This window comes from Enterobacter sp. DC4 (assembly GCF_000568095.1).
Lineage (GTDB): Bacteria > Pseudomonadota > Gammaproteobacteria > Enterobacterales > Enterobacteriaceae > Enterobacter > Enterobacter pseudoroggenkampii.
The window spans coordinates 147,145-172,480 of the sequence record NZ_AZUB01000004.1; the positions used below are offsets into that span (position 1 = coordinate 147,145).

The 25,336-nt window shown below is 55.8% G+C and carries 22 protein-coding genes and 1 tRNA gene; 15 read left to right on the forward strand and 8 right to left on the reverse strand.

Annotated elements, in window-relative coordinates:
• Positions 1–46: 46 nt before the first annotated feature.
• The 8 genes from P349_RS11360 to yejF all read left to right on the forward strand — a co-directional run bounded on the left by P349_RS11360 (position 47) and on the right by yejF (position 10,049).
• Positions 47–1,033 (forward strand): CobW family GTP-binding protein, encoded by a 987-nt coding sequence (locus tag P349_RS11360; protein ID WP_024908179.1) that lies wholly within the window; start codon positions 47–49, stop codon positions 1,031–1,033.
• A 33-nt stretch (positions 1,034–1,066) separates the two neighbouring features.
• Positions 1,067–1,768: a phosphatase PAP2 family protein gene (locus tag P349_RS11355; RefSeq protein ID WP_032646574.1), complete on the forward strand. Its 702-nt coding sequence runs from the start codon at positions 1,067–1,069 to the stop codon at positions 1,766–1,768.
• 427 nt (positions 1,769–2,195) lie between these two features.
• Positions 2,196–2,765, forward strand: coding sequence for a bifunctional murein DD-endopeptidase/murein LD-carboxypeptidase (mepS, locus tag P349_RS11350; RefSeq protein WP_008500946.1), 570 nt, complete (start codon positions 2,196–2,198; stop codon positions 2,763–2,765).
• 127 nt (positions 2,766–2,892) lie between these two features.
• Entirely contained in the window at positions 2,893–4,449 is a 1,557-nt protein-coding gene (locus tag P349_RS11345) for a cyclic di-GMP phosphodiesterase (protein WP_032646575.1), read from the forward strand.
• A gap of 74 nt (positions 4,450–4,523) precedes the next feature.
• A complete protein-coding gene (locus tag P349_RS11340) occupies positions 4,524–6,329 on the forward strand; it encodes an extracellular solute-binding protein (protein WP_032646576.1) in 1,806 nt (601 codons plus the stop codon).
• Between the two features lie 9 nt (positions 6,330–6,338).
• The gene (locus P349_RS11335) at positions 6,339–7,433 is read left to right on the forward strand and encodes a microcin C ABC transporter permease YejB (protein ID WP_024908182.1); all 1,095 of its coding nucleotides are present in this window, start codon (positions 6,339–6,341) and stop codon (positions 7,431–7,433) included.
• Positions 7,433–8,458, forward strand: a complete 1,026-nt coding sequence (locus tag P349_RS11330) for an ABC transporter permease (RefSeq protein ID WP_024908183.1) — start codon at positions 7,433–7,435, stop codon at positions 8,456–8,458. The genes P349_RS11335 and P349_RS11330 overlap by 1 nt, the downstream gene beginning before the upstream one ends.
• A 1-nt stretch (position 8,459) precedes the next feature.
• Positions 8,460–10,049: a microcin C ABC transporter ATP-binding protein YejF gene (yejF, locus tag P349_RS11325; protein ID WP_032646577.1), complete on the forward strand. Its 1,590-nt coding sequence runs from the start codon at positions 8,460–8,462 to the stop codon at positions 10,047–10,049.
• Between the two features lie 3 nt (positions 10,050–10,052).
• Here yejF and P349_RS11320 read toward each other — a convergent pair whose 3' ends face one another.
• The 3 genes from P349_RS11320 to rsuA form a co-directional block, all read right to left on the reverse strand.
• Positions 10,053–10,397 carry a YejG family protein gene (locus tag P349_RS11320; protein ID WP_024908185.1) on the reverse strand — a complete coding sequence of 115 codons (345 nt, stop codon included), beginning with the start codon at positions 10,395–10,397 and terminating at the stop codon, positions 10,053–10,055.
• A gap of 279 nt (positions 10,398–10,676) precedes the next feature.
• The gene (locus P349_RS11315; RefSeq protein ID WP_032646578.1) at positions 10,677–11,873 is read right to left on the reverse strand and encodes a Bcr/CflA family multidrug efflux MFS transporter; all 1,197 of its coding nucleotides are present in this window, start codon (positions 11,871–11,873) and stop codon (positions 10,677–10,679) included.
• Positions 11,874–11,888: 15 nt separating this feature from the next.
• Positions 11,889–12,596, reverse strand: coding sequence for a 16S rRNA pseudouridine(516) synthase RsuA (rsuA, locus tag P349_RS11310; RefSeq protein ID WP_032646579.1), 708 nt, complete (start codon positions 12,594–12,596; stop codon positions 11,889–11,891).
• Between the two features lie 281 nt (positions 12,597–12,877).
• On the opposite strand from rsuA, the gene P349_RS11305 reads away from it, so the two are divergent.
• Positions 12,878–14,638, forward strand: coding sequence for a DEAD/DEAH box helicase (locus P349_RS11305; RefSeq protein WP_032646581.1), 1,761 nt, complete (start codon positions 12,878–12,880; stop codon positions 14,636–14,638).
• A 125-nt stretch (positions 14,639–14,763) separates the two neighbouring features.
• Positions 14,764–15,048, forward strand: coding sequence for a 50S ribosomal protein L25 (gene rplY, locus P349_RS11300; RefSeq protein WP_008500956.1), 285 nt, complete (start codon positions 14,764–14,766; stop codon positions 15,046–15,048).
• 50 nt (positions 15,049–15,098) lie between these two features.
• On the opposite strand, the gene yejK is transcribed toward rplY, so the two are convergent.
• A complete protein-coding gene (yejK, locus tag P349_RS11295) occupies positions 15,099–16,106 on the reverse strand; it encodes a nucleoid-associated protein YejK (protein WP_008500957.1) in 1,008 nt (335 codons plus the stop codon).
• 134 nt (positions 16,107–16,240) lie between these two features.
• On the opposite strand from yejK, the gene P349_RS11290 reads away from it, so the two are divergent.
• From P349_RS11290 to P349_RS11280, 3 genes are all read left to right on the forward strand, one after another.
• On the forward strand, positions 16,241–16,468 hold the full coding sequence (locus P349_RS11290) for a YejL family protein (RefSeq protein WP_008500958.1): 228 nt from the start codon (positions 16,241–16,243) through the stop codon (positions 16,466–16,468).
• 19 nt (positions 16,469–16,487) lie between these two features.
• On the forward strand, positions 16,488–18,248 hold the full coding sequence (gene yejM / locus P349_RS11285) for an LPS biosynthesis-modulating metalloenzyme YejM (protein ID WP_032646582.1): 1,761 nt from the start codon (positions 16,488–16,490) through the stop codon (positions 18,246–18,248).
• Positions 18,249–18,320: 72 nt separating this feature from the next.
• A tRNA-Pro gene (locus tag P349_RS11280) sits at positions 18,321–18,397 on the forward strand.
• A 38-nt stretch (positions 18,398–18,435) separates the two neighbouring features.
• On the opposite strand, the gene P349_RS11275 is transcribed toward P349_RS11280, so the two are convergent.
• Together P349_RS11275 and P349_RS11270 are read right to left on the reverse strand one after the other, a co-directional pair.
• A complete protein-coding gene (locus tag P349_RS11275) occupies positions 18,436–19,623 on the reverse strand; it encodes an MFS transporter (protein ID WP_032646583.1) in 1,188 nt (395 codons plus the stop codon).
• Positions 19,624–19,748: 125 nt separating this feature from the next.
• Positions 19,749–20,009, reverse strand: coding sequence for a DUF2534 family protein (locus P349_RS11270; RefSeq protein WP_008500962.1), 261 nt, complete (start codon positions 20,007–20,009; stop codon positions 19,749–19,751).
• A gap of 209 nt (positions 20,010–20,218) precedes the next feature.
• Between P349_RS11270 and eco the strand changes: the two genes are divergently transcribed.
• A complete protein-coding gene (eco, locus tag P349_RS11265) occupies positions 20,219–20,722 on the forward strand; it encodes a serine protease inhibitor ecotin (protein WP_032646584.1) in 504 nt (167 codons plus the stop codon).
• An 89-nt stretch (positions 20,723–20,811) separates the two neighbouring features.
• Here the strand turns inward: eco and mqo are convergent, their stop codons facing one another.
• Positions 20,812–22,461: a malate dehydrogenase (quinone) gene (mqo, locus tag P349_RS11260; protein ID WP_032646585.1), complete on the reverse strand. Its 1,650-nt coding sequence runs from the start codon at positions 22,459–22,461 to the stop codon at positions 20,812–20,814.
• A gap of 186 nt (positions 22,462–22,647) precedes the next feature.
• Here mqo and P349_RS11255 point away from each other — a divergent pair, with 186 nt between their 5' ends.
• A complete protein-coding gene (locus P349_RS11255) occupies positions 22,648–23,937 on the forward strand; it encodes a SulP family inorganic anion transporter (RefSeq protein ID WP_032646587.1) in 1,290 nt (429 codons plus the stop codon).
• Here the strand turns inward: P349_RS11255 and mgtE are convergent.
• Positions 23,900–25,336 (reverse strand): magnesium transporter, encoded by a 1,437-nt coding sequence (gene mgtE, locus P349_RS11250; protein ID WP_021241530.1) that lies wholly within the window; start codon positions 25,334–25,336, stop codon positions 23,900–23,902. The genes P349_RS11255 and mgtE overlap by 38 nt on opposite strands.

Below are 25,336 nucleotides of genomic sequence, written 5' to 3' on the forward strand. Positions count from 1 at the left end.
GATAGAGAATAGTGTTATAGCATCACCATTCTCATCCGGAGCGCACGTGACCAAAACCAACCTCATCACCGGTTTTCTCGGCAGCGGTAAAACCACCTCAATTCTCCATCTGCTGGCAAATAAAGATCCAGCCGAGAAATGGGCCGTGCTGGTCAATGAATTTGGCGAGGTGGGCATTGACGGCGCGCTGCTGTCATCCAGCGGCGCAATGATTAAAGAGATCCCCGGCGGGTGCATGTGCTGCGTCAATGGCCTGCCGATGCAGGTCGGGCTCAATACCCTGCTGCGTCAGGGCAAACCTGACCGCCTGCTGATTGAACCCACCGGGCTGGGTCACCCGAAGCAGATCCTCGATTTACTGACCGCCCCGGTTTACGAGCCGTGGATCGATCTGCGCGCCACCCTGTGCCTGCTCGATCCGCGTCAGCTTCTGGATGACAAGTCGCTGGCCAATGAGAACTTCCGCGATCAGCTCGCCTCGGCTGACGTTATTGTCGCGAATAAAGCCGATCGCGCCACGGCTGAAAGCCAAGCCGCGCTGGAGTCGTGGTGGCAGCATTTCGGCGGCAATCGTACACGAGTGCAGGCCACCCAGGGGAATATTGATAGCGCCCTGCTTGACCTTCCACGTCTGAACCTCACCGCGTTGCCCGCCAGCGCGGAGCATGCGCACAGTCATCCGGTTAAGCAGGGTCTGGCAGCCCTGAGTCTGCCGGAGCACCAGCGCTGGCGCCGTAACCTGAACAGCGGTCAGGGATATCAGGCCTGCGGGTGGATTTTTGATGCTGAAACCGTTTTCGACACCATTGGGATCCTCGAGTGGGCCCGACTTGCGCCCGTCGATCGCGTGAAAGGGATCATGCGCACGCCAGACGGGCTGGTGCGAATCAACCGTCAGGGCGACGATTTCTTTATTGAAACGCAAAATGTGGCGCCGCCTGACAGCCGTATAGAGTTAATTAGTGCGGTTAACGCCGACTGGAATGCCCTCCAGTCCAGCCTGTTGAGGATTCGTTTAAGTTCAGGCGGCTAACGTTGCCCCTGTTTTCACACTATACAGAACGTTATGACAACTCGATTTCCCCTGATATTACTGCTTAATGTCGCCGGTCTGGCGCTTTTCTTCTCCTGGTATATCCCGGCGGATCATGGTTTCTGGTTCCCGCTGGATTCTGCCATTTTCCACTTCTTCAACCAGGAGCTGGTGAAGAGCAACGCGTTCCTGTGGCTGGTAGCAATTACCAACAACCGCGCCTTCGACGGCTTCTCGCTACTGGCGATGGGCTGCCTGATGCTCTCTTTCTGGCTGAAAGAGGACAAAGCCGGGCGTCGGCGTATTCTGATTATCGGTCTGGTGATGCTGCTGTTTGCCGTCGTCATTAACCAGCTGGCAACCGCGATTATTCCGGTTAAGCGTTCCAGCCCAACGCTCTTTTTCACCGATATTTATCGCGTGAGTGAACTGCTGCATATTCCAACAAAAGATGCGTCGAAGGACAGTTTCCCCGGCGATCACGGCATGATGCTGCTTATTTTCTCCGCAATTATGCTTCGCTATTTCGGCAGAAAAGCGTTTGCCATAGCCCTGATTATTTTTGTGGTTTTTGCCTTCCCGCGCGTAATGATTGGCGCTCACTGGTTCACCGATATTGCCGTCGGTTCGCTCTCCGTTGCGCTGATTGCGCTGCCGTGGTGTTTGATGACCCCACTGAGCGACAGGATAATAGCGCTGTTCGATCGTTATCTTCCCGGTAAAGCGCAACAATAATTGAACAAATAACTAACCTAAATTAACGTGAGCTATCAGGGATCGACATGATCCCTGATAGCCTTCCCGCCACGATCTTTTCCCAGTGTCATATTCTTGTCATCACATTCATGATAAAAATGAAGCAATTGCGCGATAAAGCCTCGGATCTGACCGCATTTTAAGCAATTACGGATTTTTACTTTCTGTATCACATTTTCTTATAAAAAAAAGGCTTTTTTTACTCGCAATACCCCTGGCAATCGGTTAATCTCGAACTCGTTTTGCCCCATAGGGATAATTATTTCGATGGTGAATAATTTTGTGCGCTATGCCACAAATGTGACCAGAAAGAATTGTCTCAATGTGAACAGATAATTAGTCTCGTCACGTTTGGCATTTTTATAACGATATTTGTCGTTAAGGACTTCAAGGGATAATAAACAAAATGGTCAAATCTCAACCGTTTCTGAGATATATCTTACGGGGGATCCCGGCGATAGCAGTCGCGGTACTGTTATCTGCATGTAGTACATCGAACACCGCAAAGAATATGCATCCTGAGACGCGTGTTGTGGGAATGGAAGATTCCTCGTCACTGCAAGCCTCTCAGGATGAATTTGAAAATATGGTACGTAATCTGGACGTGAAGTCCCGCATTATGGACCAGTATGCTGACTGGAAAGGCGTGCGCTATCGTCTTGGCGGCAGCACAAAAACAGGTATTGATTGTTCCGGTTTTGTACAGCGTACGTTCCGTGAGCAATTTGGGTTAGATCTTCCGCGTTCAACCTATGAACAGCAGGAGATGGGCAAGTCGATTTCACGTACCAAACTGCGCACCGGTGATTTAGTCCTGTTCCGTGCCGGTTCTACAGGTCGACATGTTGGCATCTACATTGGTAACGACCAGTTCGTACATGCCTCCACCAGCAGCGGTGTGACCATTTCCAGCATGAATGAACCGTACTGGAAGAAGCGCTACAACGAAGCACGCCGCGTACTGACCCGCAGTTAATATGACTATTGTATCGTTGGTTATCCCTTGGCTGACGATATGATGAAAAAAAGCACTGCTTCGGCAGTGTTTTTTTTTGCCCATTACACTGAATACATCCAGCGGCATTTCAGGAATCACGACGTCTATGCTCACCCGCTACTTCTCCAGTAATCGTAAGATACTGATCCTCAGTATTATCACGGGTCTCATCACCGCCCTGCTCCTGGGTTCACTGCAATTTTCCTGGAGTTACCACAAGCGGGAAGTCAAATTCGACACTCTGGTGAATGATGTAAGCGCCTATATGGGGAGCTATTTCGACGATTTAAAAAAAGCGGTCAATGTTCTCCAGCCCCTCACGCTGAACACGTGCCACGACGTCAATCAGGAACTCACCTCACGCGCGGCCTTCAGCATTAACGTTCGCGCCTTCCTGCTGGTCAGGGACAAGATGGCGTTCTGCTCTTCCGCCACAGGCCCGATGAATGTCCCGATGGAGACGCTGATACCTGAGCTGAATATCGATAAACCGATCGATATGGCGCTGCTCCCGGGTACCCCCATGCTGCCTGATGAACCTGCAATTGCGATCTGGTACCGCAACCCATTAGTAAAGGGCGGCGGTGTGTTCACTTCAGTGAATATTAATCTGACGCCTTACCTGCTCTACACGGAGCGCCAGGACGAGTTCGCGGGTATAGCCATCATCATCGGCGATAACGCATTGTCGACCCAGTCCAGTACCCTGGTTCATGCGCACGAATTACATGACATCCCGGTCCGCACGGCGACGCTGAAAGACGTCCCCCTGACCATCAACCTGTATGCGGACGCATGGACCAGCGATGAAATTCTCTACGCCGTGTTCTTCGGGCTGGTATGCGGCATTTGTGCCGGATCGCTCAACTACTACATCCTCAGCATTCGCCTTAATCCGGGTAAAGAGATTTTAAGCGCCATTAAGCGCGGTCAGTTTTACGTGGTTTATCAACCCGTCGTTGATGCCAAATCGCTCAAAATGACCGGGCTTGAAGTGCTGATGCGCTGGAAGCACCCGACAATGGGGGAAATTCCGCCTGACGCGTTTATCAACTTTGCCGAAGCGCAGAAGCTGATTGTCCCGCTGACGCTGCATCTCTTTGACCTTATCATTCACGATGCACCCGTGTTACAAACGCTGTTACCTCCGGGCGCAAAGGTGGGCATCAACATTGCGCCGGGGCATCTGCACGCGGAAAGCTTCAAGGACGATATGCGCACCTTCAAAGCGCTACTGCCGCCGGATTATTTCCAGATCGTGCTGGAAATTACCGAACGCGACATGCTGAATCATCGGGAAGCCAACAGCCTCTTCGAATGGCTGCATAACGAAGGGTTTGAAATCGCCATTGATGATTTTGGAACCGGCCACAGCGCGCTGATTTACCTTGAGCATTTCACCATGGACTACCTCAAAATAGACCGTGGTTTTGTTAATGCGATCGGTACTGAGACCGTGACGTCGCCGGTGCTGGATGCTGTTCTGACGCTGGCAAGACGGCTGAGTATGCTGACCGTCGCCGAAGGGGTAGAGACGCCGGAACAGGCGGCCTGGCTGCGCGAACATGGCGTTAACTTCCTGCAGGGATACTGGATTAGCCGTCCGATGCCGCTGGCGCAGTTCCGCGAATGGCGTCCTGATATTTCGCCCGAGGGCGATTAATTTCACATTGTCCGCGACGTCACTTATTATTCAGCTTAACCGAGCCGGTCTGTAAAAGAGGGAGCCGCCGCGAGATGCTTATGCGCTTTATGTTGCTGATGTTGGCATTCACCAGCCTGTCCAGCCAGGCGCAAGCCATCAAAGAAAATATCGCCTTCGCGGTGATTGGCGAGCCGAAATACGCGGTCAATTTTACGCACTTCGATTACGTCAACCCTGCCGCGCCGAAGGGCGGTAAGGTGACGCTTTCCGCCACGGGAACCTTCGACAACTTCAACCGCTTCGCCCTGCGCGGCGTGGCGGCAGCGCGGACGGAATCGCTTTACGATACGCTCTTTGTCACCTCTGACGATGAACCCGGCAGCTACTATCCGCTGATTGCCGAGAACGTGCGTTACGCCGATAACTTCGCCTGGGCGGAAATCTCGCTGAACCCGCGGGCACGTTTTCACGATGGCACACCGGTTAAAGCCAGCGACGTTGCGTTCACCTTCCATAAATTCATGACCGAAGGCGTGCCCCAGTTCCGCATCGTATATAAGGGCGCGTCCGTCAGAGCCATTGCGCCGCTCACCGTGCGCATCGAGCTGAGCGAACCCAACAAAGAGAACATGCTGAGCCTGTTCTCGCTGCCGGTGATGCCTGAATCGTTCTGGAAAAATCATAAGCTAAGCGACCCGCTTTCCACGCCGCCGCTGGCAGGCGGCCCCTACCGCATTACCGACTGGCGCATGGGGCAATATGTCGTCTATTCCCGCGTCAAAGACTACTGGGCGGCCTATCTGCCGGTAAACCGCGGACGCTGGAACTTCGACACCCTTCGCTATGATTACTACCTCGACGATAACGTGGCGTTTGAAGCGTTCAAAGCCGGGGCCTTCGATTTGCGCGTCGAGAGCAGCGCCAAAAACTGGGCGACCCGCTATATCGGCAAAAATTTCGCAAAAGGCTATATCGTCAAAGACGAGCACAAAAATGAGTCTGCCCAGGACACCCGCTGGCTGGCGTTTAATATTCAGCGTCCGGTATTTAATGACCGCCGGGTGCGGGAAGCCATCTCCCTGGCCTTTGATTTTGAGTGGATGAACAAAGCGCTGTTTTACGGGGCCTACAGCCGCGCCAACAGCTATTTTCAGAATACCGAGTACGCCGCGCGCGATTACCCGAAAGCCGACGAGCTGGTTCTGCTGGCACCGCTAAAAGCGGAGCTGCCACCGCAGGTGTTCACCACCGTGTTTCAGCCGCCCGCGTCGAAGGGTGACGGCTACGACCGTGACAACCTGCTGAAGGCCAGCAAGCTGCTGGATGACGCGGGCTGGCACCTGAAGAATCAAAAGCGTGTGGATGCCAAAACGGGTAAGCCTCTTAGCTTTGAGCTGCTGCTCTCGTCCGGAGGCAACGATCAGTGGGTGCTGCCGTTTAAGCACAATCTTGAGCGGCTGGGCGTGACCATGAACATTCGCCAGGTGGATAACGCGCAGATCACCAGCCGCATGCGCAGCCGTGATTACGACATGATGCAGCGCCTGTGGCCCGCCCAACCGTGGCCCAGCTCGGACCTGCAAATCTCCTGGGCCTCCAGCTACATCGACTCCTCGTACAACGCGCCGGGGGTAAAAAGCCCGGCGATTGACGCGCTGATTGCTAAAATCGTGGCGGCGCAGGGGGATAAAGAAAAACTCCTGCCGCTCGGGCGCGCCCTCGACAGGGTCTTAACCTGGAACTACTACATGCTGCCGATGTGGTATATGGGCGAAGATCGCCTTGCGCGCTGGGATAAGTTCTCCGTGCCTGCCGTGCGCCCTGTCTACTCCCTGGGCTTTGATACCTGGTGGTATGACGTTAACAAAGCCGCCAGACTTCCCGCTGAGCGGCGATAAGGAATTATCATGGGTGCCTATCTTCTCCGCCGTCTCCTGCTGGTCATCCCCACCCTGTGGGCCATCATCACGATTAACTTTTTTATCGTGCAAATCGCCCCCGGTGGGCCGGTCGATCAGGCCATTGCCGCCATTGAATTTGGCAACAGCGGCGGCATGCCCGGCGGCGGCGGTGAAGGGATGGGCGCCAGCCATGCGCGAACCGGCGTAGGGAATATCAGTGAAAGCCACTACCGCGGCGGACGCGGGCTGGATCCGGAAGTGATCGCCGAGATCACCCACCGCTACGGCTTTGACAAACCGATTCACGAGCGCTATTTCAAAATGCTCTGGGATTACATCCGCTTCGATTTTGGCGATAGCCTGTTTCGCAGTGCGTCAGTGCTGACGCTGATCAAGCAAAGCCTGCCGGTTTCGATCACGCTGGGGCTGTGGGGAACGCTGATTATCTATCTGGTCTCTATTCCGCTCGGGATCCGCAAAGCGGTGTACAACGGCAGCCGGTTCGATATCTGGAGCAGCACGTTCATCATTATTGGCTATGCCATCCCGGCATTTCTGTTTGCCGTCCTGCTGATCGTCTTTTTTGCCGGGGGAAGCTATTTCGACCTCTTCCCGCTGCGGGGGCTGGTCTCCGCCGATTTCAGCTCCCTGCCGTGGTATCAGAAAATCACCGACTACCTCTGGCATATCACGCTGCCGGTGCTGGCCACGGTCATCGGCGGGTTTGCGGCCCTGACCATGTTGACCAAAAACGCCTTTCTCGATGAAATTCGTAAACAGTACGTCGTCACGGCCCGCGCCAAGGGCGTGAGCGAGAAGCAGATCATGTGGAAACACGTGTTTCGCAACGCCATGCTTCTGGTGATCGCCGGATTTCCGGCCACGTTCATCGGCATGTTTTTTACCGGCTCGCTGCTGATAGAGGTGATGTTTTCGCTCAACGGCCTGGGGCTGCTGGGCTATGAGGCTACCGTGTCGCGCGATTATCCGGTGATGTTTGGCACACTCTATATTTTCACCCTGATTGGCCTGCTGCTGAATATCATCAGTGATATCAGCTATACGCTGGTCGATCCCCGAATCGATTTTGAGGGCCGCTGATGCCGCGTTTAAGCCCCGTCAACCAGGCCCGCTGGGCCCGTTTTCGCCACAACCGCCGCGGCTACTGGTCGCTGTGGATTTTTGCCGTACTGTTTGCCTTAAGCATGTGTTCGGAGCTGATCGCCAACGACAAACCGCTGCTGGTGCATTTTAACGACCGCTGGTACGTGCCGGTTATCGCCAGTTACACCGAAAGCGACTTTGGCGGCCCGTTTGCGACCCCGGCTGAATATCAGGATCCGTGGCTTCGCGATCAAATCGACAGGCACGGCTGGGCGCTCTGGGCACCGGTGCGCTTTGGCGCAAACAGCATTAACTTCGCCACCACGACTCCCTTCCCTTCCCCGCCCTCCGCGCAAAACTGGCTGGGAACCGATGCGAACGGCGGCGACGTGCTGGCCCGCATCCTGTACGGCACGCGAATCTCGCTTCTCTTTGGGCTGATGCTGACGATCTTCTCAAGCGTCATGGGCGTCGTGGCGGGTGCCGTTCAGGGCTACTACGGCGGGAAAATTGACCTGTGGGGCCAGCGGATTATTGAAGTCTGGTCAGGCATGCCGACGCTGTTTCTGATCATCCTGCTTTCCAGCGTCGTACAGCCCAACTTCTGGTGGCTATTAGGCATCACCGTCCTGTTCGGCTGGATGGCGCTGGTCGGTGTGGTAAGGGCCGAGTTTCTGCGCACCCGCAATTTCGACTATATTCGCGCCGCGCAGGCGCTTGGCGTGAGTGACCGCGGGATCATCTTCCGCCATATGCTGCCCAACGCGGTGGTAGCAACACTCACCTTCCTGCCGTTTATTCTGTGCAGCTCCATCACCACCCTCACCTCGCTGGATTTTCTTGGTTTCGGGCTACCGTTGGGTTCCCCGTCGCTCGGCGAACTGCTGCTGCAGGGCAAAAACAACCTGCAGGCACCGTGGTTAGGCATCGCCGCCTTTCTTTCCGTGGCCGTGCTGCTGTCGCTGCTGATTTTTATTGGCGAAGCCGTGCGCGATGCCTTTGATCCGAACAAGGCGGTATAAAATGACCCAGCCTCTTCTGAGTATTGATAACCTGTCGATTGCTTTTTCAACGCAGGGCGAGACGCGCACCGTGGTCACCGACCTGTCGCTGCAGATCCAGCCCGGTGAAACGCTGGCCCTGGTGGGTGAATCGGGTTCAGGCAAGAGCGTTTCGGCGCTCTCCATCCTGCGGCTGCTGCCCTCTCCACCGGTGAGCTATCCGCAAGGGGATATTCTCTTTCACGGCAGCTCGCTGCTGCACGCCGACGAACAGACCCTGCGCGGCATTCGCGGCAACAAAATCGCCATGATCTTCCAGGAGCCCATGGTTTCGCTTAACCCTCTGCACAGCCTGGAGAAACAGCTCTATGAAGTGCTCTCCCTGCACCGGGGGATGCGCAAAGAGGCCGCACGGGGAGAAATTCTGGATTGTCTGGAGCGAACAGGCATACGCAACGCGGCCAAACGGCTGAATGATTTTCCGCACCAGCTCTCCGGCGGCGAACGCCAGCGCGTGATGATCGCCATGGCCCTGCTCACGCGCCCCGAACTGTTGATTGCCGACGAGCCCACAACGGCGCTGGACGTAACGGTACAGGCGCAAATACTGACGCTGCTGCGGGAACTGCGTGACGAGCTGAACATGAGCCTGCTGTTTATTACGCATAACCTGAGCATTGTGAGAAAGCTGGCCGACAGCGTCGCGGTGATGCAAAACGGACGCTGTGTTGAACAGAATACCGCGTCAACGCTGCTGAGCGCGCCGCAGCACCCCTATACGCAGCGCCTGCTTGACAGCGAACCCTCCGGCGACCCGGTTCCTCTCACGGCTGACAGCACACCGCTGCTGCGCGTTGAGGATCTGTCCGTCTCGTTCCCGATCCGCAAAGGTATTCTGCGGCGCATTGTCGATCGGAACCCGGTATTGAAAAACATCCGCTTCTCGCTGCGCCCGGGAGAATCCCTGGGGCTGGTGGGCGAATCCGGCTCGGGTAAAAGCACCACCGGTCTGGCGCTGCTGCGCCTGATCGCCTCCCAGGGCGAGATCTTCTTTGACGATATGCCGCTGCACCGCTGGAACCGCCGTCAGATGCTGCCCGTGCGGCCCCGCATGCAGGTGGTGTTTCAGGATCCTAACTCCTCGCTTAACCCGCGGCTCAGCGTGTTACAGATTATCGAAGAGGGTCTGCGCGTGCATCAGCCCGGCCTGAGCGCTCAGCAGCGCGAGCAGGAGGTCATTCGGGTCATGGCCGAAGTGGGTCTAGATCCCGAGACGCGCCACCGCTACCCTGCGGAATTTTCCGGTGGGCAGCGCCAGCGTATCGCCATTGCCCGCGCGCTGATCCTGAAACCGGAGCTGATTATTCTGGATGAACCGACGTCGTCGCTGGACAGAACCGTTCAGGCGCAGATCCTGGCCCTGCTGAAAGGGCTTCAGGAAAAGTACCGGCTGGCCTATATCTTTATCAGCCACGATCTACAGGTGGTGCGGGCGCTATGTCATCAGGTGATAGTGTTGCGACAGGGAGAAGTGGTCGAGCAGGGTGAGTGCCAGCGCGTATTTAGCGCGCCAACGCAGCGCTACACGCGCCAGCTGTTGTCGGCAGACTAGCGGTCAGAACGGGTACTGGCCGGAGAAAGGTTCAGCAATGGCAACGCCAAAATTCTTCAGACGGCAGGTGGCGGCAAACTCGTCCTGGCTTTTCACAAACAGGCATGGCTCACCTTCACACTCCAGGACGGAGCTGTCCACTTCGATATCCGTCAGGGCCTGACTGAGACGCTCCATCACCCGCCATGCATTTTCGTCGCTCGGGCTTAACAGCTTGAGTGCCACCAGACAATTTTCGGAGCCCGCGACGTTTTGCGGAATCGGTTCAACTTTCGAACCTGCAAAACCCGCCGACCAGCGATAGCTCTGGGGCAAGCGATGGACAATGGAGAGTTGTAATGTATTCACGTTCGTTCCCCGGAAGCAAAATTTACTTCACAATTTATTTACATTTATAGTAACACATCATCGCCAGCCTGCACTATTCAGCGCTTTTTTATCCGTTTCCAGGCTCGCGTCGGCGCTATATGTACCCGTTTCTGCGATCTAACTCAACCTTTTTGAATACAATGATGTGACTTTTTACACAAATAGATTTTACATAAAATAAACAAACACGGAATAAACGAACGAGGGTTTGGTTGATATGCATCAACAAAAAAGGCCCTGCCGGGCCTTCTCTGTGTTTTAGTGGGCCGCTTTTCGCGGTCGACTGGCGTAAAGATAGAAGAGTACCGAGCTGGTTGCGCAAAAAGCCATCGCCCACAGCATGGGCCATGCCGTCGTAAAGGTGGCCATCGAAAGCAACGCGCCAACGATAGCGCCGATGCCGAAGCGGAACGTCCCTGCCAGAGATGATGCGGTCCCCGCCATGTGCGGGAACTCATCCAGAATCACCGCCATCGCATTGGATGATACCATCGACACGCAGCCGACAAAGGCCGCCACGCCGACCACCAGCGCCCAGAAGCCCACGCCCAGAAACGCGCTCACCACCAGCCAGATCGCCATCACAAACTGGATCCACAGCCCGGCGCGGAACATGTTCAGCGCCCCCACCCGCCGGACAAAGCGGCTGTTGATGATGGTCATGATGAACAGGAAGACGATGTTCAGGGCAAAGTAATAGCCGAAGTGCTGCGGGGAAACGTGGTTCAGCTCGATGTAGACAAACGGCCCGGCGCTCAGGAAGGAGAACATCCCGGCGAAGCTGAACCCGCTTGCCAGCATATAGCTGAGCACGCGCTTGTGGCGAAACAGCGAGGCAAAGTTGCCGATGGTGGTTCGGATGTGGAATTTCTGCCGGCGCTCGACGGGAAGCGTTTCATCAATAAAGAAGAAAATCATCGCGGAGGCCAGCAGCGCGGCCAGGGCCAGGATCCAGAAAATCACATGCCAGCTAAACCACACCAGCACCGCACCACCGGCCATGGGTGCCACCAGCGGCGCAATCGTCGTCACCAGCATCACGAACGACATCATGCGGGAGAACTCTTCCTTCGGGTAGATATCGCGCATCAGGGCGTTAATCACCACGCTTGCCGCTGCCGCCGCCAGACCGTGGAAGAAGCGCATGACAATCAGATGATCGATGGTCTGCGCCAGCGCACAGGCAACCGCAGCGGCCGCAAAGACCAGCGTCCCGCCCAGAATGACCGGCTTGCGTCCAAGGCTGTCCGCCATCGGGCCATAAAACAACTGGCCGAGGGCAAAGCCAAGAATATAGGTGCTGAGCGTCATCTGCGCGCTGCCCGCCGGGACGCCAAACTGTGCAGAAATCACCGGCAGCGCAGGCAGGTACATATCAATAGACAGCGGCATCAGCATGGCCAGCAGGCCAAGAATGAAGACGATTTTGAATGACGAGTGTGGCCTGGTGGTCACAGAGTTCTCCTGAAATTAGTGCGAAGGCAGACCGACGCTGGCGATCTCTTCTTCCGTTAACGGGCGATATTCGCCTGGCGCCAGGTAGGGATCGAGTTCGATCGCACCAATCCGCTCACGATGCAGGCCAACAACGTGGTTCCCCACCGCGGCAAACATACGTTTCACCTGATGGTAGCGCCCCTCGCTGATGGTCAGGCGGACCTCCGTCGGGGTGATGACCTCAAGCACCGCCGGTTTAGTCAGATCTTTTTCATTATGCAGCTGAACGCCTTTCGCGAAGTGCTCTGCCGTGTCATCCGACACCGGAGACTCCAGCGTCACGAGGTAGGTTTTCTCGCAGTGGTGGCGTGGAGAGGTGATGCGGTGCGACCACTGCCCGTCGTCGGTCATCAGCACCAGACCGGTGGTGTCGATATCGAGGCGGCCTGCGGCATGCAGCTTGTGCGCCACCGGTTCGTCGAGGAAATAGAGCACCGTCGGGTGATCCGGATCGTCCGTTGAGCAGACGTAGCCTTCCGGCTTATTGAGCATGAAGTAGCGCGGACCGTGCTGCTGGGTCAGCGGATTGCCGTCATACTCCACCTGATGGTCAGGTTGCAGTTTGAACGCGCTGTCTCTCACAATGTCGCCATCCACGGTAACGCGGCTGGCGCGAATTTCGCGCCCGGCAATAGCGCGGCTTACGCCGAGTTGCTGAGCGATAAACTTATCAAGTCGCATGAAATCTTTTTAGCCTTAATGGTGCAGGAAGTCGGACAACAGGTCCGAAAAAAGAAGCAGTCTGGAACGGTTCAGTATAATGGTCTGGTTGCGCCACTCAAGGGAAAAAGTTTCGTGGCATACTATCTATACCCTAAATAATTCGAGTTGCATGAAGGCGGCAAAGGAGTGAATCCCCGGGAGCTTACATAAGTAAGTGACCGGGGTGAACGAGTGCAGCCAACGCACAGGCAACTTGAAGTATGACGGGTATATGTGCGGAATAACGAAACCGAGACCCTATGACTTTTACACTTCGTCCCTATCAGCAGGAAGCCGTTGACGCCACCCTCGCCTGGTTCCGTAAACATCGCGAGCCGGCGGCGATTGTGCTCCCGACCGGCGCAGGCAAAAGCCTGGTCATCGCCGAACTGGCACGTCTGGCCCGCGGCCGCGTGCTGGTACTGGCGCACGTTAAAGAGCTCGTCGCGCAAAACCATGCCAAGTATTGTGCGCTTGGGCTGGAAGCCGATATTTTCGCCGCCGGGCTAAAGCGTAAAGAGAGCCACGGCAAAGTGGTGTTTGGCAGCGTGCAGTCGGTGGCCCGCAATCTGGATCTGTTTCGCAGCGAATTTTCGCTGCTGATTGTCGACGAATGTCACCGCATCAGCGATGACGACGACAGCCAGTATCAGCAAATCCTGTCACACCTGAAAGAGGTGAACCCTCACCTGCGCCTGCTGGGCCTGACGGCGACCCCGTTTCGCCTGGGGAAAGGCTGGATCTATCGCTACCATTATCACGGCATGGTGCGCGGCGATGACAAGGCCCTGTTTAGCGACTGCATTTACGAGCTTCCGCTGCGCTACATGATTAAACATGGCTACCTGACGCCGCCTGAACGGCTGGATATGCCGGTGGTGCAGTACGACTTCAGCCGCCTGCAGGCGCAAAGCAACGGGTTATTCAGTGAAGCGGATCTTAACCAGGAGCTGAAAAAGCAAAAGCGCATTACGCCGCACATCATCAGCCAGATAGAGGAGTTTGCGCAGACGCGCAAAGGGGTGATGATCTTTGCCGCCACCGTTGAGCACGCGCGGGAAATCACCGGGTTACTGCCCTCCGGCGACGCGGCGCTCATCACCGGCGAGACGCCCGGCCCGGAGCGCGACAGCCTGATTGACGCGTTTAAGGCCCAGCGGTTCCGCTATCTGGTTAACGTGTCGGTATTGACCACCGGCTTTGACGCCCCGCACGTCGACCTGATCGCCATTTTGCGCCCGACCGAATCGGTCAGTCTGTATCAGCAAATTGTTGGACGCGGCCTGCGTCTGGCCCCGGGGAAAACCGACTGCCTGATTCTGGATTATGCCGGTAACCCGCACGATCTCTATACGCCTGAGGTCGGCTCGCCAAAAGGAAAAAGCGACAACGTGCCCGTGCAGGTCTTTTGCCCTGCCTGTGGGTTTGCCAACACCTTCTGGGGCAAAACCACCGCCGACGGCACGCTGATCGAACATTTTGGCCGCCGCTGTCAGGGCTGGTTTGAAGATGATGATGGGCATCGCGAGCAGTGCGATTTTCGTTTCCGCTTTAAAAACTGCCCGCAGTGCAACGCCGAAAACGACATTGCCGCTCGCCGCTGTCGGGAATGTGACACGGTGCTGGTTGACCCGGACGACATGCTGAAAGCAGCATTAAAGCTGAAAGATGCGCTGGTACTGCGCTGTTCCGGCATGGTGTTGCAGCCCGGCGCCGATGAAAAAGGCGAATGGTTGAAAATCACCTATTACGACGAAGACGGGGCGGACGTCAGCGAGCGCTTCCGGCTTCAGACGCCTGCCCAGCGAACGGCCTTCGAACAGCTGTTTATCCGCCCGCACACCCGCACTCCGGGCGTGCCCCTGCGCTGGATCACCGTGGCCGATATCGTGCGCCAGCAGGTGCTATTGCGCCATCCGGATTTTGTCGTCGCCCGCAAAAAAGGCCAGTTCTGGCAGGTGCGCGAAAAACTCTTTGACTACGAAGGTCGCTTCCGTCGCGCCAACGAATTGCGCGGGTAGCGGGACTTTTCATTGATGTGAGGGGCATTTGAGTATAAAATGCCGCCCGCTTCACATCCGTGAGGCAGAACACTCACCTGCTGCTGGGTCGCCTGTAGTAGGGTTTTAAATACAGAGAGAAATCAATGTTTACTATCGAAGCAGAAGTACGTAACGTGCAGGGTAAGGGTGCGAGCCGCCGCCTGCGTACCGCTAACAAGTTCCCGGCTATCGTTTACGGTGGCGAAGCTGCTCCAGTTGCAATCGAACTGGATCACGACAAACTGTGGAACCTGCAGACCAAAGCTGAATTCTACAGCGAAGTTCTGACCATCGTTGTTGGCGGTAAAGAAGAAAAAGTGAAAGTTCAGGCTGTTCAGCGTCACGCGTTCAAGCCAAAACTGACTCACATCGACTTCGTTCGCGCGTAATCGCAAACCTGTCGAAAAAAACCCCGCTTCTGCGGGGTTTTTTGTGCCTGCTATTTACCGCCCGAGGTGCGGCGCTGAAGCTGATCGCGCAGATTCGGCGGCGTCCCCTTAATGGTCAGCGTATCGGTGGCCGGATCCCAGAAGATACGTTCCCCCAGCAGCATCGCATCAAAGTTGATGGTTAACCCGCCGCCGCTGCCGGCAAACTTGGTTAACTGGCGCAGCGTGCTGCGATCCGCCGGGAAGCTCTCTTCAAGCTCATAGCCCTTTTCTGCGGTAAATTCCTGGAAGCTGACTTCGCTGACGCCCGCCAGCTCTTTTGACAGCGACTCCAGCTCAATTTCTTCCCCTGCCTGCAGCTGTTCGTTGCAGTAGCTGTAAACCTGCTGGCGCACCGTCTGGCGCTCGGATTTATCGAGCTGCGCTTCTGCTGTGAAATCGTCAACCGCCTGGAGCAGCCCTTTGTTCTGCGCTTTGGCGTTAAGCCCTTCACTGGCACCGAGGAAGTCCATAAAGAAATCCGCCACTTTGCGGCCCACGCGCCCCTTCAGGAATGTCAGGTAGCGGGTCGACTCCGGGTTGGTTTCCCATTCGGTCAAATCAATACGCGCCACGATATCCGCATGGTTGATATCCAGATAATGCGTCGAGCTGATGTCCAGCTGCTCATTCACGCGCATGCTGCTTAAGTTATTCAGTACAGTAACCAGCAAATACTCGACCGCCAGATAGCGGTAGTGGCAGAACAGCACGATCCCGCCGTCGGCGAACGGATATTTCGCCAGCTCGTCGCGCAGACGCCCGGTTGCGGCGCGGCTAAACGCCAGAAAATCCTCTTCACCCTGGCGCTGCAGGCGCAGGCTATCAGCCAGTTCACTCTCTTCGCTGAACAGGCCATAGGCTTTATTTTTGGCGCTGTAGACGCGATGCAGCTCTGCCATCATCTCCACAACGGTCGCCGTGGGTTCCAGTAACGAATCGCGCAGCACCACTTCAAGGGTTTGCTCATCACGCTTGATAAGCTGGTGCAAGGCAATCTGGTTGATTTCCAGACTCATGATAAACTCTCCTTTTAGACCGGGCGGTATTCAACCACCACCAGGACATGTGTGCAACAACAGATAAAAAAGGGGAAAAAAAGCTGTTGCTACGGTAATATGTTGCCCTTTCATCAACAAACTGATTTTGATTTATGCCACAACATTCCCGCTACAGTGATGAACACGTTGAACAACTGCTCAGTGAGCTGGTCAACGTACTGGAAAAACATAAAACGCCGACCGATCTCTCCCTGATGGTTTTGGGAAATATGGTCACCAACCTGATTAACACCAGCGTTGCTCCGGCTCAGCGTCAGGCGATCGCAAAATCTTTCGCCCAGGCTTTACAGTCGTCCGTCAGCAACGACCCGGCCCATTAAGGGATACGAACAACAGTTTATGGTGACGAATCGTCAGCGCTACCGTGAAAAAGTCTCCCAGATGGTCAGCTGGGGGCACTGGTTTGCCCTGTTCAACATTCTGCTGGCGACGGTCATTGGCTGTCGTTATCTGTTTGTCGCAGACTGGCCAACAACGCTCACCGGGCGTATCTACTCCTGGATAAGCGTTGTCGGTCACTTTAGCTTTTTGGTTTTCGCCACCTATCTGCTGATCCTGTTCCCCCTGACGTTTATCGTCATGTCGCAGCGTCTGATGCGATTCTTGTCCGCCATCCTTGCGACGGTGGGGATGACGCTGTTGCTTATCGACAGTGAAGTGTTCACCCGCTTCCACCTGCATCTCAACCCCATCGTCTGGGAACTGGTGATTAACCCCGACCAGAACGAAACGGCCCGTGACTGGCAGCTGATGTTTATCAGCGTCCCGGTGATCCTGTTGATTGAGATGCTGTTTGCCACCTGGAGCTGGCAAAAACTGCGTAGCCTGACCCGGCGACGCCATTACGCGAAGCCCGTCGCCGCGCTCTTCTTCGTCTCCTTTATCAGTTCGCACATCATGTATATCTGGGCGGATGCGAACTTCTATCGCCCTATTACCATGCAGCGCGCGAACCTGCCGCTCTCATATCCGATGACGGCCCGTCGCTTCCTCGAAAAACACGGCCTGCTTGATGCGCAGGAATATCAGCGCCGTCTTATCGAGCAGGGTAACCCGGAAGCTGTCAGCGTGCAGTATCCTCTGAGCGACCTGAACTACCGCGATATGGGACGAGGCCAAAACGTCCTGCTGATCACCGTCGATGGACTGAACTATTCCCGTTACGAGAAGCAGATGCCTGCGCTGGCCAATTTCGCGAGTCAAAACGTCTCGTTTACTCAGCATATGAGCTCCGGTAACACAACCGACGCGGGCATCTTTGGCCTCTTCTATGGCATTTCAGCCGGATATATGGACGGCGTACTTTCTACCCGCACACCTGCGGCGCTGATCACCGGGCTGAATCAGCAGGGTTATCAGTTAGGGTTGTTCTCATCCGATGGCTTTAACAGCCCGCTCTACCGCCAGGCGCTGCTGTCTGATTTCTCACTGCCGGCGGCACAAAATCAGTCCGATGCGCAGACCGCCAGCCAATGGATAAACTGGCTGCAGCGCTATGCCCAGGAAGATAACCGCTGGTTCTCATGGGTTTCTTTTAACGGCACAACGCTTGCTAACAGCAATAAGAGTGATTTCGCGCGCCGCTACGGCCGCGCGGCGGGTGATGTTGATGCGCAGATTGGTCGCGTGCTTGACGCGCTACGTGAGTCCGGCAAGCTGGATAACACCGTGGTGATCGTGACCGCAGGCCATGGCGTCCCGTTAGGTGACGAGACGAAGAGTATGAGCTGGTCACGCCCGAACCTGCAGGTTCCGCTGGTCATCCACTGGCCGGGCACGCCGGCGCAGCGCATCAATATGCTTACCGAGCATAAAGATGTGATGACCACCCTGATGCAACGCCTGCTGCACGTCAGCACGCCTGCCAACGAGTACTCGCAGGGGCAGGATCTCTTCAGCGCCGCGCGCCGCCATAACTGGGTCACGGCAGCGGGGAACAATACGCTGGTGGTGACCACGCCGAAGCTGACGCTGGTGCTGAACAACAACGGGAATTATCAGACGTATAACCTGCAGGGTGAACGGCTGAAAGACCAGAAACCACAGCTGAGCCTGCTGCTGCAGGTCCTGACGGATGAGAAGCGCTTCGTCGCTAACTGATTAATAATAAACCAGTTAGCGACGGATTCCCTTGCATTCGAAACGGAATCGAGTAGTATTCTTTCTATGCGTCGGCACGTAGCGCAGCCTGGTAGCGCACCGTCATGGGGTGTCGGGGGTCGGAGGTTCAAATCCTCTCGTGCCGACCAAAAACACATTGAAAACCAGCCTCTTATGGCTGGTTTTTTTATTCGATTTCGCCAGGTGTTTTACGCAGGTACATCAGTGTAACCAGACAAATCACCGCTCCGGCATAGAACGTATATTCTGCGCCAAACGTCTCCCAGATGGCTCCTGCTCCCAGGCTGGCGACTAACAATCCCACGCCGCTGACCAGACTAAAAATGCCGTAAGCGGTACCGCGCAGATCCGCAGGCGCAGTTTTCGCAATCATTGCCGCCAGCAGCCCCTGGGTCATGCCCATATGCACTCCCCAAAGCGCAACGCCCAGAAGCATTCCAGCCCAGTGGGTGCTCAGCGCCAACACAACATCTGCCCCAATCAGCATCACCAGCCCCCACTGCAGTAATCGGGTGTGGCTCATCCCGTCAGATAACTTGCCAAACGGATAGGCAGAGAGGAAATAGAGCAGATTCATGGCCACCATCACCAGCGGGATCAGCGCCAGCGGCACACCCGACTGCTGAGCGCGAAGCACAAGAAATGCTTCACTGAAACGAGCGAGCGTAAAGATGGCCCCCAGACCAATAACCCACCAGCAGCCTTTCCCGAGGCGCCTGAGGTTCTCTTTTTTGATGGGGTTCGTTCGTTTATGCTCGACAGGGGTTTTAGGCTCATGCAGGCCGAAGAAAAGCAGCGCCACGGCGAGCGCGCCGGGGATCACCGCGATCCAGAAAATGGTACGAAAATCATCGTTCCACAGCAGCATTAAGCCTACGGCCAGCAACGGCCCGAGAAATGCGCCAATGGTGTCCATCGACTGACGCAAACCAAAGGCCGCGCCGCGGAGTTCCGGCGGCGTAACGTCAGCGACCAGCGCATCGCGCGGCGCTCCCCGGATCCCCTTCCCCACCCGGTCGATTAAGCGAGCCCCAAGGATCATGCCGGAGGAAGAGGCAATAGCGAACAGCGGTTTACTCAACGCGCCAAGACCGTAGCCCAGAACCGCCAGCACTTTACGCTTGCCCAGATAGTCACTGATGGCGCCGGAAAACACCTTGATAAACAACGCCGTGGCCTCAGCCAGGCCTTCAATCAAACCAATGAAAATCACGCTGGCGCCCAGCGTCGTAACCATAAACAACGGCAGCAGGCTATGAATGATCTCCGAAGAGATATCCATCAGCATACTGACGCCGCCCACAACCCAGACTCCTTTCGGGATCCGGCTGAGCGTTGCAAACCGGGATAACATTGCGCATCTCCTGCTTTATGTCGAACAGTCTTGTTCGAAACAGAATATCCTGGAAATGCGAATAAAAATCATCTGATATAAAAAAAGCCAGCCCGCAGGCTGGCTTCATTATATGAGGTGAAGGCTTAGTGCTTCTCACGTCCGCCCAGGAAGAAAATGCCCAGCGGGATGGCCAGCAGAACGGTGAACACCAGACTGTAGACGAAGATCATCGCCGATTGCAGGACATACATGCTGGTTGTCCAGGCAGAGAGAGGAATGTTGTACTGTTCGATGACGCCAACAATGGTGGCCCGCCCCACGCATGCGGCAGCAATCATAAACACGACCAGCAGCGCCAGGAGGAACTTGCGGCCTTCAGGCGTTTTCAGTTTTGCTCGAACCATCTCTCTTCCCTTTTACAGATGAATAACATTATAGAGGATCTAAAATAACACAAACGCCTGCCGGACTCCACGCCAGTACAAACATCTACATAAATAGCAAATATGTGGTTTATTACGCTATTGATATTGAAAATGTAAGTAAATAACACCAATCATTCATAATTGATATGTTAACCTGTGTAGGATCGTTTTGACATAAAGGAATGACAATGAAAAACGCACCTAAATTTGCCATCGCACTCATCGCCGCCGCGTGTGTCAGCACCAGTGCTTTCGCCAGCGAAATACCTAAAGAGCAGCCGCTGGAAAAAGTCGCCCCGTATCCGAAAGCGGATAAAGGGATGAAGCGTCAGGTGATCCAGCTGCCGGCACAGCAGGATGAAGCGAATTTCAAAGTGGAGCTGTTAATTGGCAAGACGCTGGAAGTGGACTGCAACCAGCATCGCCTGGGCGGTCAGCTGGAAAGCAAAACCCTGGAAGGCTGGGGTTACGACTACTACGTCTTTGATAAAGTCACCTCGCCGGTCTCCACCATGATGGCCTGCCCGGATGGCAAGAAAGAGAAGAAATTTGTGACAGCGTATCTGGGCGACAATAGCCTGCTGCGCTACAACAGCAAGTTGCCGATCGTGGTCTATACGCCTGAAAACGTGGAAGTGAAGTATCGCGTGTGGAAGGCAGAAGAGACTGTCGGACAAGCGGTAGTACGTTAAAAGTCGGGTGGCGGCTTCGCCTAACCCGACCTACAAAACAATACCGAACATAGGCCGGGTAGGCGTCAGCGCCACCCGGCTTTTTTACCTTACAGCGCGATATCCGCAACCGGTTTGTTTTCCGGCTGAGGCTTCAGCTCCGCTTTTGGCGCAGCATCCGCAGCCTGCGGTTTGATGTACTGCAGCTGCAGTACGCGGCTGGTGTATTCCAGCTCCTGCTCCGTCGCGCTCACGTTGCCGTTCAGCTTCGTGCCATAGGATGGAATAATGGTTTTCAGCTTCGCCTGCCATTCCGGGCTGGCGACTTTATCTTTAAACACTTTTTCCATCAGGTGCAGCATGATTGGCGCAGCGGTAGACGCACCCGGTGACGCACCCAGCAGCGCGGCGATGGTGCCATCCTTATCGCTTACCACTTCGGTACCCAGACGCAGCACGCCACCCTCTTTCGGATCGCGCTTGATGATCTGTACGCGCTGACCCGCCTGCCACAGACGCCAGTCTTCTTTCTTCGCCTGCGGATAGTACTCTTTCAGCGCCTCGAAACGATCGTCGTCAGAGAGCATCACCTGGCTAATCAGGTATTTCACCAGGTCGAAGTTATCCAGACCCACGTCCATCATCGGCTTGACGTTAGAGGTGGTGGTTGCGCTGAGCAGGTCCCACAGGGAACCGTTTTTCAGGAACTTCGTGGAGAAGGTCGCGAACGGCCCAAACAGCACCACGCGTTTGCCGTCAAGCATACGGGTATCGATGTGCGGAACGGACATCGGCGGTGCGCCAACAGAGGCCTGACCGTACACTTTTGCCAGATGACGGTTCACCACTTCCGGGTTATCGGACACCAGGAACTGACCGCCCACCGGGAAGCCCGCGTAGTCGTCAGCTTCCGGAATACCGGACTCCTGCAGCAGCTTAAGCGCCGCGCCGCCCGCACCGATAAAGACAAACTTCGCCTTGATGACGTGCTCGGCTTCGTTGTTTTTCAGATCGGCAACGGTCACGCTCCAGCTATTATCCGCGTTGCGCTTGAAACCACGCACTTCAGTGCTGAGCTGCAGGTTGAAGTTCTCTTTTTTCTTCAGAGACGTCACCAGCTGACGGGTAATTTCACCGTAGTTAACGTCGGTACCAATTTCGGTACGGGTCGCCGCCACTTTCTGGTTCGGGTCACGACCTTCCATGACCAGCGGAGCCCACTCTTTAATCTGCGCGTGGTCTTCAGAGTATTTCATCCCGCGGAACAGCGTGCTCTGCTGCAGAGCGGCGTAGCGCGCGCGCAGGAAGTTGACGTTCTGCTCACCCCACACAAAGCTCATGTGCGGTACGGTGTTGATGAAGGAGTGCGGGTCGTGCATCACGCCGCTGTTGACCTGATGAGACCAGAACTGGCGAGAAACCTGGAATGCTTCGTTGATCTCAACCGCCTTCTCGATACTAATGGAACCGTCCTTTTTCTGCGGCGTATAGTTCAGTTCCATGAGTGCCGAATGTCCGGTACCAGCGTTGTTCCAGCCGTTCGAACTCTCCTGCGCCACGCCGTCAAGGCGCTCGACCATGGTCATTGACCAGTCCGGCTGCAGTTCTTGCAGATAGGTTCCCAGCGTGGCGCTCATGATACCGCCACCAATTAAAAGGACGTCCGTTTCCTGCTCTTTTGGTGCGTCAGCTTTCGCCGCCATGGAGACGGTGTTAAGCCCTACGGCCAGAGAAAAGAGCATGGCAGTCATTTTTTTCATAATTTATGCCTTAGTGTAAAGTGCTTGATGCGTGGAAATTGCAGGTGAAAAAAGCTGCGGGGGCACGGTAACAACTTTTAAATATTGTTTAAAGGTTACGAAATTATTGTAATTGTGAAATTTAATGATGGATTGTTTGTGAGGAATTATCGATGCGTCTGGTAAAGCGCGGTTTTACTGGCTAGTATGTTGCGTTTTGTGATCGCGCGCACGGAAGCCTGCCCTAACCAGCGAACTGTTATGTCCTTACCCCATTCTGCTGTATCCCCCGAAGACCGCGTAGCCAACGTACTGCGTTCCCCTAAGCAGCTGACGCGTGAAACGCTGGCGGGCGTGATTACCGCCCTGGCGCTGCTCCCCGAGGTCATCTCATTTTCGGTGGTGGCGGGCGTTGACCCGAAGGTTAGCCTGATCGCCTCCGTGGTGCTGTGCCTTGCCCTGTCCGTGCTGGGCGGTCGTCCGGCGATGGTCACGGCCGCGGCCGGTTCCGTGGCGCTGGTTATTGGGCCCATGGTGCATCAGCACGGCGTACAGTACATTCTTCCCGCCGTGCTGATGGCAGGCGTGATTCAGATTCTGTTTGGCGTGCTGGGCATGGCAAGGCTGATGCGCTTTATTCCCCAGTCGGTCATGACCGGGTTTGTTAACGCCCTCGGGATATTGATTTTCTTTGCGCAGGTTCCCCATTTCTGGAGCCGAAGCCCGCTGATTGTGGGCCTGTTCGTGCTGACGCTGCTGATCGTGCTGTGGGTGCCGCGCTATCTCAAAAGCATCCCTTCCCCGCTGATTGCGATTGTTGTGCTTACCGTGTTCACCGTTTCAACCGGTCAAATCCTGCCGACCGTGGGCGATGAAGGCTCCATGAGCGGCGGTTTACCGGGTCTTACCGAACTACTGGTCCCCCTCAATGTACAGACGCTGAGCATTATCTGGCCGTGCGCGTTGAGCATCGCCTTTGTCGGCCTGCTGGAATCCCTGCTGACGGCAAAGCTGGTGGATGAGCTGACCGCAACGCCGTCGAGCAAGCGCCGTGAGAGCATCGGGCTGGGCGTGGGTAATATTCTGGCCGGATTTTACGGTGGTATTGCGGGCTGCGCGATGATTGGGCAAACCATCGTTAACGTGGAGATGGGAAAAGGCCGAAGCCGCATTTCAACCCTTGCAGCGGGCATTGTGCTGCTGATCCTGGTCACGGCACTCAGCGACGTGATGGCCAACATTCCGATGGCGGTGCTGGCGGGCATTATGGCGATCGTCGCCGTCAAAACCTTCAGCTGGCACAGCCTTCAGCCCGCCACGCTGAAAACGGCCCCGATTGCAGAAACGGTCGTCATGCTGGTGACCGTTGCCGCCACGGTATCAACCGGCAATCTGGCGATTGGCGTGCTGGGCGGGATTATCGTTATGGCGCTCCTTCCCGCCCGCATTAAGCGTCGGCTTAAAGCAGAAAAATCGTCGCCAGCCCAAGAAAAATAAAGAAACCGCCGGTATCGGTGATGGCGGTGATCATCACGCTCGACCCCACCGCGGGGTCGCGCCCCAGTTTGGTCATCGTCAGCGGGATAATGACCCCCATCATCGATGCCACCAGCAGATTTAGCACCATCGCCAGCATCATCACCCCACCCAGCGCCATATCGTCATACAGCCACCAGGTAATGCCGCCCATAATACCGCCCCATACCAGGCCGTTGATCAGCGCCACGCCCATCTCTCTGAAGATCAGAAAGGCGAAGTTACCGGGCTGAATATTTTCCAGCGCCAGCGCGCGGACGATCATGGTGATGGTCTGGTTTCCGGTGTTGCCGCCGATTCCGGCCACAATCGGCATCAGCGAGGCCAGCGCCACCAGCTGCGAAATGGTGTGTTCAAAACCGTCAATCACCCGGGAGGCGATAAAGGCGGTACACAGGTTAATGGCCAGCCACGCCCAGCGGGTTTTCACCGCCTTGCCGACGGAGGCATGGACGTCATCTTCGGCGCTGATCCCCCCGAGCGCACGCAGATCGTTGTCGGTTTCTTCGTAGACCACATCAACGATCTCATCGATGGTCAGACGCCCCATCAGTTTGCCGACGGAGTCCACAACGGCGGCACTCACCAGGTCATCACGTTCGAAGGTACGCGCCGCTTTCTCCGCATCGTCTTCCGGGGAGAAGACCATCGGCTCGTTTTCCATCACCTCGCTCACCTTCCGCTGGGTGCTGTTGAGCAGGATGGTTTTCAGCTCCAGCTCGCCGAGCAGCGTTTTATCCCGGGAGGTGACAAACAGTTTATCGGTGTTGTCCGGCATTTTGCCCAGGCGACGCAGGTAGCGCTGCACGGTGCCGAGCGTCACGTCCGGGCGCACCGTGATAACGCCGAACTCCATGATCGCGCCGACGCTGTTTTTCTCATAGTGCATCACCTGACGCACGCGCGCGCGTTCATCGGCAGGCAGTGACGCCAGCAGGCGGCCGGTCAGGTTTCGCGGCAGGTGCTGAACGAGGTAAATCTGCTCGTCGATATCCAGGGTTTGCAGAGCGTCAAGAATATCCCGGTCGCTCATCTCGTCGATCAGGTCGTCCCAGACGTTTTCAGAGGCCTCGAGCAGCACCTGCCCGCGCTCGTGATCCTGCACCAGACGCCACAGGGCGTGACGTTCTTCCGAGGGAAGTGCTTCCAGGGTATCCGCCAGATCCGGTGGGGGTAAATGAGCAACCAGCGCACCTACCTCAGCAATATCGTCGGCCAGGGTGCCGACATCATATTGCTCAGCCAGGGTGAGTTTGCCTAATAGCGTAGAGGTGACCGCTTTATCGGTCGTGAGAAGCCAGATCAGTCGCGCGCGCTCCTGGTCACGCTGTCTGGCGCTGTTTTTCTTTAATACCGACAT

Bases quoted from the DNA above. Each gene is read 5' to 3' on its own strand.
- P349_RS11270 (WP_008500962.1), bottom strand. From the start codon at position 20,009: ATGGTTCGAGCAAAACTGAAAACGCCTGAAGGCCGCAAGTTCCTCCTG.
- yejK (WP_008500957.1), bottom strand. From the start codon at position 16,106: ATGAGTCTGGAAATCAACCAGATTGCCTTGCACCAGCTTATCAAGCGT.
- P349_RS11255 (WP_032646587.1), top strand. From the start codon at position 22,648: ATGTTGCGTTTTGTGATCGCGCGCACGGAAGCCTGCCCTAACCAGCGA.
- mgtE (WP_021241530.1), bottom strand. From the start codon at position 25,336: ATGTCGGTATTAAAGAAAAACAGCGCCAGACAGCGTGACCAGGAGCGC.
- rplY (WP_008500956.1), top strand. From the start codon at position 14,764: ATGTTTACTATCGAAGCAGAAGTACGTAACGTGCAGGGTAAGGGTGCG.
- P349_RS11340 (WP_032646576.1), top strand. From the start codon at position 4,524: ATGCTTATGCGCTTTATGTTGCTGATGTTGGCATTCACCAGCCTGTCC.
- P349_RS11275 (WP_032646583.1), bottom strand. From the start codon at position 19,623: ATGTTATCCCGGTTTGCAACGCTCAGCCGGATCCCGAAAGGAGTCTGG.
- P349_RS11330 (WP_024908183.1), top strand. From the start codon at position 7,433: ATGCCGCGTTTAAGCCCCGTCAACCAGGCCCGCTGGGCCCGTTTTCGC.
- P349_RS11355 (WP_032646574.1), top strand. From the start codon at position 1,067: ATGACAACTCGATTTCCCCTGATATTACTGCTTAATGTCGCCGGTCTG.
- yejF (WP_032646577.1), top strand. From the start codon at position 8,460: ATGACCCAGCCTCTTCTGAGTATTGATAACCTGTCGATTGCTTTTTCA.
- mepS (WP_008500946.1), top strand. From the start codon at position 2,196: ATGGTCAAATCTCAACCGTTTCTGAGATATATCTTACGGGGGATCCCG.
- eco (WP_032646584.1), top strand. From the start codon at position 20,219: ATGAAAAACGCACCTAAATTTGCCATCGCACTCATCGCCGCCGCGTGT.
- mqo (WP_032646585.1), bottom strand. From the start codon at position 22,461: ATGAAAAAAATGACTGCCATGCTCTTTTCTCTGGCCGTAGGGCTTAAC.
- P349_RS11345 (WP_032646575.1), top strand. From the start codon at position 2,893: ATGCTCACCCGCTACTTCTCCAGTAATCGTAAGATACTGATCCTCAGT.
- P349_RS11290 (WP_008500958.1), top strand. From the start codon at position 16,241: ATGCCACAACATTCCCGCTACAGTGATGAACACGTTGAACAACTGCTC.
- yejM (WP_032646582.1), top strand. From the start codon at position 16,488: ATGGTGACGAATCGTCAGCGCTACCGTGAAAAAGTCTCCCAGATGGTC.
- P349_RS11305 (WP_032646581.1), top strand. From the start codon at position 12,878: ATGACTTTTACACTTCGTCCCTATCAGCAGGAAGCCGTTGACGCCACC.
- P349_RS11335 (WP_024908182.1), top strand. From the start codon at position 6,339: ATGGGTGCCTATCTTCTCCGCCGTCTCCTGCTGGTCATCCCCACCCTG.
- rsuA (WP_032646579.1), bottom strand. From the start codon at position 12,596: ATGCGACTTGATAAGTTTATCGCTCAGCAACTCGGCGTAAGCCGCGCT.